This is a genomic window from Bacillus sp. AY2-1, from assembly GCF_008368965.1.
GTDB classification, from domain to species: Bacteria; Bacillota; Bacilli; order Bacillales; family Bacillaceae_G; genus Bacillus_A; species Bacillus_A thuringiensis_S.
In genome coordinates, this window is the sequence record NZ_QPEL01000204.1 from 1 (window position 1) to 8,354 (window position 8,354).

The following is an 8,354-nucleotide window of genomic DNA, read 5'->3' on the forward strand; positions in this document are numbered from 1 at the left end:
TGGTATATCTCACACGACATTATAAAAAGAAAAGGACTTAATGAAGATAACACATGCATGTTTCGTAAATGTATCAAAAAAGTGAACAAAAGCGTTATTTTAAGGACCATGATATATCATCAAGGGCTTTATAAATATAACTATACATTCGGTAAAAGAGATATTTCGGATTGTATTTTTGTTTCCAGTTCATAATAATCACCCCTCATACAAACAGTTTAATTATATTGTACAGTTATTAATGTGAATGTTAAGAAAAATTGATATGAATTAAGGTGAATTTAAACAAAATAGTTATTGTAATTAAAAAGCAGTTAACTTTTGAAGTGAACCCGAATAGTGGTACATGAAAAAAACACCTCCTGAATTCGCATACTTAGTATGCGAATTCACTGGAGGTGTTTTTGGTTTGAAGACAAGAGTTCATTACCCAGAAGAAATAAAGTGGAAAGTGGTTGAAATGAAAAAGGATGGATATTCCAACCGGACAATTATGGATAATTTTGGAATTAAAAATGTTTCCCAAATTAAGACGTGGATGAAGTGGTATCGTACCGGTCAAACGTACCATTTTCAACAACCTGTAGGAGAACAATATTCTTATGGAAAAGGGCCAAAAGCGTTAAATGAATTGGAACAGCTACGGTTAGAAAATAAACAGTTAAAAACAAAATTACTGATATGGGGAAAGTATCTGGAAATCGAAAGAAGTTGAACCCGGAAACTGTAGTTACTTTATGGACCAATTAAAAAAAACTAACGGTAAAAGAATTGTGTAATGTATTAGAATTACCCCGGTCTACATTTTATCGTTGGTTATAACGAACAGTGGACCTAAGGGATAGAAGAGAAAATAAAGGATGTTTGTCTTCGGCATAAATTACGATATGGATATCGAAGAGTGACCGCAACTCTTCGGAAAATGGGGCTGTGTGTAAATCATAAAAAAGTATTATGAATCATGAGGCAAAATCAGATTCTCTCAAAAGTTGGTCGAAAGAAAAAGAAATATATCAGTGATGCGGAGCCAGTAGTAGCCCCTCATCGATTGGAACGCCAATTCGATGCATCCGCACCAAATGAAAGGTGGTTTAGGTGTTTTGATAGGTGTCCCGTTTTCGGGGTTCACTTCAAAATGTAGGAGTTTTTTCTTTGTTTGAAAGTTCAAAAAGATATATAATAATTTTCTGACTATTAATTTATGGAGGGGTATTAATGAAAACTGAAACGTTACACACACAAGAAGACATTTTAAAAATGCTTGATTCATTATTAAGACCTGCAGAACCATTTTGGAATGAGTTTTATGAGAATAGAGAAAAGGATGTTCCGTTTTTTGAAAATGTTCCAGATGAGAATCTAGTTTCGAATATACAAAAAGAGAGAGTTTCAAAAGGGAAGGTATTAGAACTTGGATGTGGTCCAGGTAGAAATGCCATTTATTTAGCGACTCAAGGATTTGATGTAACAGCAGTGGATTTATCTGTAGAAGGCATTAACTGGGCAAAAGAGAGGGCATTGGCAAAAGGGGTAGAAATTCATTTTATTTGTAATTCAATTTTTAATTTAGAGGTTCAAAACGAATTTGATTTTGTATATGATTCGGGCTGTTTGCATCACATTCCACCGCATAGAAGAATAAATTATGTGGATTTAATTAAAAACTCATTAAAATCGGGTGGTTATTTCGGATTAACATGTTTTGCAGCAGGCAATTTAGATGAGCGAAATGGATCAGAAATAACAGATTGGGACGTATATAGAGAATGGAGTCTACAAGGTGGTCTTGCATACTCGGAAGAAAAGTTAAGAGAGATATTTAAAGAATTTGAGGTAATTGAGATTAGAAGGATGAAACAAATAAAACAACCGAATGAAATGTTTGGAGAATCATTTCTTTGGACAGCATTATTTAAGAAGAAATAAGAAAGTAGATAATTGACAAACTCATCGTTTTTATAGACAATACACTTATAGGAATGTACGTTCGGTTTTTTGGCCGACTTATGTTTTACATAAATATATAACAAGGGGCTGTCTCCATATGAGTAACACAAATCAAAAAATTACTACGTTTTTAATGTTTGAAGGCAAAGCTGAGGAAGCAATGAATTTTTATACGTCGCTATTTGATCAATCGGAAATTGTAAGTATTTCTCGCTACGATGAAAATGGACCTGGTAAAGAGGGAACTGTAATTCATGCAACTTTTACGCTAAATGGCCAAGAGTTTATGTGTATTGATAGTTATGTAAATCATAATTTTACATTCACTCCAGCTATGTCTCTTTATGTAACTTGTGAGACAGAAGAAGAAATTGAAACGGTCTTTCATAAATTAGCGCAGGATGGAGCAATTCTCATGCCTTTAGGTTCTTATCCGTTTAGTAAAAAGTTTGGCTGGTTAAATGATAAGTATGGTGTATCTTGGCAGTTAACTCTTGCTGAATAAAAAAGAAAAATCGTAGCTTATTTGTTTAATGGATTTAGTTAAAAGCTTGAAAAATTAAATAACATAAAAAAGCGTTCCAACTGTCAACAGGTTTGGAATGCTTTTTTTATGTGGAAGTGAGTTGTTTAAAACTTAACAATTCTACGATTAGTTTAAATGAATGGAATAGATGTGTAATTTTTTGTCTTTTTAGAATTTTTTTAGTAATTTTTGCATTTATCTGTTAATGTAAATATAGACAACTATGTATGAACTATTAGGCAGGTTAATAGAAAAAGGAAAGCATTAAGCTTACACATTGAATACAACTAGATCGCTAGGAGGACTAATCGCAATGGATACTACACAACAAAACAGTAATGCATGGGATAAGAAGGTTGAAGAAGGTTCTAGATACACGCAGCCTGTAAGTAGCGAGGTTATTGAGAAAAGCAAATCAGGTGAATGGGAGATTACAGTCACTACGGAAAAATCAGTTCCTAGAAAGTGGTTTCCAAAGTCATTAGATGGATTAAAGATACTTTGCTTAGCATCAGGTGGTGGACAACAAGCACCTGTTCTAGCTGCTGCTGGAGCAGATGTAACAGTAACTGATATATCTAAGAAGCAATTGGAACAAGATGAAAAGGTAGCAAAACGGGATGGTTTGACTTTGAAAACCGTACAAGGAGATATGTCAGACCTTGGTGATTTTGAGGATGAATATTTTGATATTGTTATAAATCCTGTTTCTAATTTGTTTGTAAAAGATGTTCATCTTGTATGGAATGAAGTTTCTAGGGTTTTAAAGAATGAAGGTATTCTTATTGCTGGATTTACAAATCCGTTACTATGGATCTTTGATGATAACCAAGAACAAAAAGGTATTCTTGATGTTAAACATTCAATTCCTTCATCAACATTGGATTATTTACCAGAGGATGAAGTTCAAGATTACATCGATTCAAATCAAACAATAGAATATGCACATACTTTAGAAGACCAAATCCAAGGCCAAATTGAAGCTGGTTTTGCTATAACAGGTTTTTATGAGGATGATTTTGGTGGGACAAGGATATTAGATAAGCATATTAAAACATTTATTGCGACAAAAGCTATAAAGTTAAAGATGGATTAAGAATTTTTGCTTGTCATACGGGGCGTTAGTCGAAGAATGCTCTTAAAATAGAAAAGGATGGTGCTTTCCATCCTTTTCCTTATGTATTTTGAGTGTCGAAACTATTCTCAAAACAAGTTTTACACTACCAATTGTATAATTAGGTTATGCTTTTATATTAAGAATTTTGCTGACCAAATCTTTTCCCGAGTTTAGCTAACAATTCAGGTTGATCGCTTTGGCTCATTATAACTTCAATAAAGATAAGTTGATTCTTATTAAAAGTTATATTTGTTAAGACTTCTGCTAATTCTGCTTCATTTTCTACTTTAAATGTTAGACTTTTTTCTTCTGACCCAAATACCATTGATAGTTTATTGTAATCCCACATTTGTATATCATTATAAGGTTGGTTTTGGCCGTGAATGGCACGTTCAACGGTGTATCCGTTGTTATTGATTAAAAATATAATCGGTTTTAAATTTTGACGTAGTATAGTTGATAACTCTTGGGCAGTTACTTGGAAAGAACCATCACCAATAATTAAAATGTTGCGCCGTGATAAATTGGCGAGCTGTGTACCAAGTAGAGCGGGCAGTGTATATCCGATAGATCCCCATAACGGTTGTCCTACATATGCAGTGTTATTAGGTAGAGGGATAGCAGCACTACCAAAGAAAGGTGTTCCTTGTTCTACAATTAAGATGTCGTTTTCTTGTAAGAAATGGTACATTTGCTGCCAAAAACGTTTTTGTGTGACCATTTGTGCTTTTGGATTGAACTCTTCAGTAAAAGGTGATGGTGCTGAAATAAATGGCTTAATTTCAAGAGTATCTTTATTACGATGCGCAATTGAATCACTTAAATGTTGTAAAACATCCTGCATTACAACTGGACCGTATTTTTTATCTATAATTTTCACAGTGTAGGGATGGATTTCTATAACTTGTTCTTTTGTAAAACCTTGTGTGAAGCCGCCTGTAATAGTATCAGTTAACTTCACACCAATACTAATAATACAATCAGATTCATCAATTCTTTTTCTCAAGTACGGAGAACTTACATCACCAGTATAAATCCCTATAAATTGAGGGTGTTTTTCTGGGAATATTCCTTTTCCCATACTTAACGTCGCGATGGGAAACCCAGTTTTTTCTACAAATTGATGTAAATTTTCTTTAGCGTGAAATCGATCTACTTCAAAATCAGCTAAAATTACAGGTTTTTTGGCGTTATTTATTATTGAAGTGGCATGTAGTAGCATTTTATCCAACGCTTCTTTATTACTTAAAATCGGTTTATATAAAATTGGTTCTGTAGGTTTATTAATTGGTTTATTATATACATCAATCGGCAAATTAATATGAACCGGGCGTTTTTCATTCCAACATGCACGTAAAACACGGTCAATTTCCTCAGCAGCATGCTCAGGTTTTACATTTGTTTGTGCCACAGTGATTTCTCGATACATATTGGAAAAGTGATCGAACTTTCCATCTCCTAACGTATGATGGACGATTGCTCCATTTTCCATTACTTTTGTTGGTGGCGTACCCGTGATTTTTATAACTGGCACGTTTTCCGCATATGAGCCAGCAATACCGTTAATAGCGCTTAATTCTCCAACTCCGAAAGTAGTAATAAGAGCAGCGATTCGTTTTATGCGAGCGTACCCATCTGCTGCATATGCAGCATTTAATTCGTTACAATTGCCAATCCACTTTAAATTTTCATGTGCTACCACATCATCTAAAAAAGCAAGATTATAATCACCAGGAACCCCAAATATATGTTCAATTCCTAATTCATGTAGTCTATCCAATAAATATGTACTTACAGTATATTGTTTTTTCAAATGAATCATCTCCTAATTATGCAATGAATGTTTCAATAGACTAAATAAGTTCTAATGCGTTGATTAAAATATTCATTACTAGATTGTGGTATAATTTACATACAGGGGGAAAGTAGATGACACAACATAAAGAAGAACAGATGAATGAGGCATTAGCATTATTTTATTTTGCATATAAAACATTTACTGAAAAGCCAGATGAAATTATAAAAGAATATGGCATTCAACGAGTACATCATCGAATTTTATTTTTTATCGCACGTTTTCCAGGGATAAGTGTAAATGAGTTATTATCACTATTAGAAATAAGTAAACAAGCTCTCCACGGACCGCTACGTCAACTTGTGGAAAAGGGCTTAATTGAGAGTAATGAAGCTATGCATGATCGACGTGTGAAACAGTTGTCTTTAACAGAAAAAGGTACAGATTTAGAGAAAAAACTGAGTGATGTACAAAGACAACAAATGGGTGCTATTTTTTCAAAATTTGGTGAATCATGTGAGGACAATTGGCACCAAGTTATGAATGAAATGGCAAATAGCCGATCAGGTTTTGATGCTTGGATAACGAAACGTGAACTACCAGTCGATCAAAAATAATGAAAAAACTTCTGTTTTTATCGTTTGAAAAAGAACAAATTTTATCCATACATTTGGCAACTATGATTTGGTCATAGAGTGAATGGATAAAAAGATACATTACTAGATACTTTATACGTGTACGCAATGGAACAATAAAATTCACATTTCCGAAAGGGGAATTATAATGATAAAACTTGTACTTATTCGTCACGGACAAAGCTTATGGAATCTTGAAAATCGCTTTACTGGATGGACAGATGTTGATCTATCAGAGAATGGATTAAGTGAAGCGAGAGAAGCAGGAGCAATATTAAAGAAAAACGGATATACTTTTGATGTGGCTTATACATCTGTATTAAAACGCGCAATTCGGACGTTATGGATTGTACTTCATGAGATGGATCTTACTTGGGTCCCAATACATAAATCTTGGAAGCTAAATGAAAGACATTATGGTGCATTGCAAGGGCTGAATAAAGATGAAACTGCACAAAAATATGGTGAGGAGCAAGTTCATATTTGGAGAAGAAGTGTTGATGTAAGACCACCGGCTCTTACTGAAGACGATCCTCGATATGAAGCGACCGATCCAAGATATAAAACACTCAAAAAAGGTGAATTTCCATTAACTGAATGTTTAGAGGATACGGAGAAGAGAGTACTTACTTATTGGCATTCAGAAATTGCGCCGACATTAAAAAGTGGTAATAAAGTAATTATTTCATCACACGGTAACACAATTCGCTCGCTAGTAAAATATTTAGACAACCTTTCAAGTGATGGTGTAGTTTCATTAAATATTCCCACTAGCATTCCGCTTGTTTATGAATTAGACGAAAACTTACGTCCGATTCGTCATTATTATTTAAGTATGGATGGAGAAGTACCTGAAGGGGAAATTCCGAAACATATTTCTTTTTAATACGAAAATTTGAAATGAATGCTTGTCTACATATACAATATAGACTCATGGTAAAGTGAAATTTTAATCAGTGGGGGTCTTACTGCCCACAAATAACAGGATAAAAGACGTGGTACTTTCTAATATATATGCGATGTAGCTAATTTTAGAAGCTTGTCCACGTCTTTTGTCATAAAGAGAGCAGCTTGCGCATGTAATGATATCGTGAGTAGTTTTTGAATGGAGGGTGATGTGATTAATGATCTCTAACATTCGAATTGGCTTATTTGTTTTAGCGATTGTCTTTGTAGTCCTTGTTTTCTTTTATTGGAAAAATGAGGAGTTATACGAGGAGAAAAAGCAACGTATTAGAAAGACTTGGTATGGTTTGTTTATCATATCTGTCACCGTGTATTTCATGATAAAAGGAATTGATTTAACCCTCTGGAAAAATCTTTTAATGTTTACTGCAATGGTTATTTTTGTTGATATTGCGTTCATTTTAACACCTAATATTTCTGAAATATGGGGTGCGAAATTTAGCGATATTGGCAAGACAGTTCAATCAATAAAACGATCATTAATTGCATCTAAAGCGAGAGGGGAAATATACACGACAATTATTCAAAATGTTAATCCATCAGTATTCGGTACGATGGAATGGCATACGGAAGAGGAATATACAAAGAGCTTAAATGCATTTTTAGATTCATATGGGGAAAAGATTGGTGCGAAAATTGTTGTTTTTGAAGCCGCGAAGGAATTAAATACAAACTTTCGTGGTATTCGCTCGCAATTTAGTATTATCGTTCCGTTAGAACATATCGAGCAATTGAATGAGCAGAAAGCGGTGCAAGTAGAAAATGTCGGGATTATACCAGCAAAAATAGTAAGTGACGTTTTCATTGTTATTGATGGAAAGAAAAATAACCTGCAAGATCGGGATTTTGAAAATGTATATAATTTAACAATACATCATAGTTATTTTAGTAAATAAGGACAGAATCTTTTTCTGTCCTTTTCTTCTATACATAAATTAAAAACAAAATCCGACAAAGTTGAATAAAATTGGACAATCATTCCTACACTAGCATGTAGAGGTGATTGTAGTGGTAAAAGATTATGACAATGATTTTTTTAAAGAAGATAACGAAGATACAACAGATTTCTCTTTAATAAAAGGGGATACGTTGCAGCAAGTAGAAGAATTAGAAGAAGAATTAAAAAGAAAATCATAAGTGTACACTCTTTCTACATTTGCTATATAATATAAATAAAAGGTTGTATCTTTTTGAAAAGGGGGAGAAGAGATGGCTGAAGTCAATGTACAAAAGTCTTCGTTTTTTAAAGAAAAAAAAGAAGAATCAAATACAGATTTCTCTCTTGTGAAAGGTGCATTAACGGAGAATATAAATCGGTTAGAGAAACTGATGAATAATAGTAGTTCAAAATATATACAGGTGAAAAGA

Annotated in this window: 9 protein-coding genes and 1 pseudogene; 9 read left to right on the forward strand and 1 reads right to left on the reverse strand. The window is 33.5% G+C overall.

Annotated elements, in window-relative coordinates; all coding sequences use genetic code 11:
* Positions 1-409: 409 nt before the first annotated feature.
* From DN403_RS28625 to DN403_RS28640, 4 genes and pseudogenes are all read left to right on the forward strand, one after another.
* Positions 410-1,093: pseudogene (locus tag DN403_RS28625) on the forward strand (IS3 family transposase); the annotation flags it as partial.
* Between the two features lie 122 nt (positions 1,094-1,215).
* On the forward strand, positions 1,216-1,926 hold the full coding sequence (locus DN403_RS28630; protein WP_000846296.1) for a class I SAM-dependent methyltransferase: 711 nt from the start codon (positions 1,216-1,218) through the stop codon (positions 1,924-1,926).
* A gap of 118 nt (positions 1,927-2,044) precedes the next feature.
* Entirely contained in the window at positions 2,045-2,452 is a 408-nt protein-coding gene (locus DN403_RS28635; RefSeq protein ID WP_000072495.1) for a VOC family protein, read from the forward strand.
* A gap of 334 nt (positions 2,453-2,786) precedes the next feature.
* Positions 2,787-3,569: a class I SAM-dependent methyltransferase gene (locus tag DN403_RS28640; RefSeq protein ID WP_016077713.1), complete on the forward strand. Its 783-nt coding sequence runs from the start codon at positions 2,787-2,789 to the stop codon at positions 3,567-3,569.
* A 157-nt stretch (positions 3,570-3,726) separates the two neighbouring features.
* On the opposite strand, the gene DN403_RS28645 is transcribed toward DN403_RS28640, so the two are convergent.
* Positions 3,727-5,403: an alpha-keto acid decarboxylase family protein gene (locus DN403_RS28645; protein ID WP_141550274.1), complete on the reverse strand. Its 1,677-nt coding sequence runs from the start codon at positions 5,401-5,403 to the stop codon at positions 3,727-3,729.
* Between the two features lie 116 nt (positions 5,404-5,519).
* Here DN403_RS28645 and DN403_RS28650 point away from each other — a divergent pair, with 116 nt between their 5' ends.
* From DN403_RS28650 to spoIISB, 5 genes are all read left to right on the forward strand, one after another.
* A complete protein-coding gene (locus DN403_RS28650) occupies positions 5,520-6,002 on the forward strand; it encodes a MarR family winged helix-turn-helix transcriptional regulator (RefSeq protein WP_000191889.1) in 483 nt (160 codons plus the stop codon).
* Between the two features lie 166 nt (positions 6,003-6,168).
* Positions 6,169-6,906 (forward strand): 2,3-diphosphoglycerate-dependent phosphoglycerate mutase, encoded by a 738-nt coding sequence (gene gpmA / locus DN403_RS28655; RefSeq protein WP_000594153.1) that lies wholly within the window; start codon positions 6,169-6,171, stop codon positions 6,904-6,906.
* A 238-nt stretch (positions 6,907-7,144) separates the two neighbouring features.
* Positions 7,145-7,882 carry a type II toxin-antitoxin system SpoIISA family toxin gene (locus tag DN403_RS28660; RefSeq protein ID WP_000624982.1) on the forward strand — a complete coding sequence of 246 codons (738 nt, stop codon included), beginning with the start codon at positions 7,145-7,147 and terminating at the stop codon, positions 7,880-7,882.
* A gap of 112 nt (positions 7,883-7,994) precedes the next feature.
* Complete coding sequence (locus DN403_RS28665; protein WP_000237818.1) at positions 7,995-8,123, forward strand: hypothetical protein; 129 nt, start codon at positions 7,995-7,997, stop codon at positions 8,121-8,123.
* Positions 8,124-8,195: 72 nt separating this feature from the next.
* Positions 8,196-8,354 (forward strand): stage II sporulation protein SB (spoIISB, locus tag DN403_RS28670; protein WP_149186020.1); only part of this gene is annotated, 159 nt, incomplete at its 3' end.

Bases quoted from the DNA above. Each gene is read 5' to 3' on its own strand.
- DN403_RS28630 (WP_000846296.1), top strand. From the start codon at position 1,216: ATGAAAACTGAAACGTTACACACACAAGAAGACATTTTAAAAATGCTT.
- DN403_RS28635 (WP_000072495.1), top strand. From the start codon at position 2,045: ATGAGTAACACAAATCAAAAAATTACTACGTTTTTAATGTTTGAAGGC.
- DN403_RS28640 (WP_016077713.1), top strand. From the start codon at position 2,787: ATGGATACTACACAACAAAACAGTAATGCATGGGATAAGAAGGTTGAA.
- DN403_RS28650 (WP_000191889.1), top strand. From the start codon at position 5,520: ATGACACAACATAAAGAAGAACAGATGAATGAGGCATTAGCATTATTT.
- gpmA (WP_000594153.1), top strand. From the start codon at position 6,169: ATGATAAAACTTGTACTTATTCGTCACGGACAAAGCTTATGGAATCTT.
- DN403_RS28660 (WP_000624982.1), top strand. From the start codon at position 7,145: ATGATCTCTAACATTCGAATTGGCTTATTTGTTTTAGCGATTGTCTTT.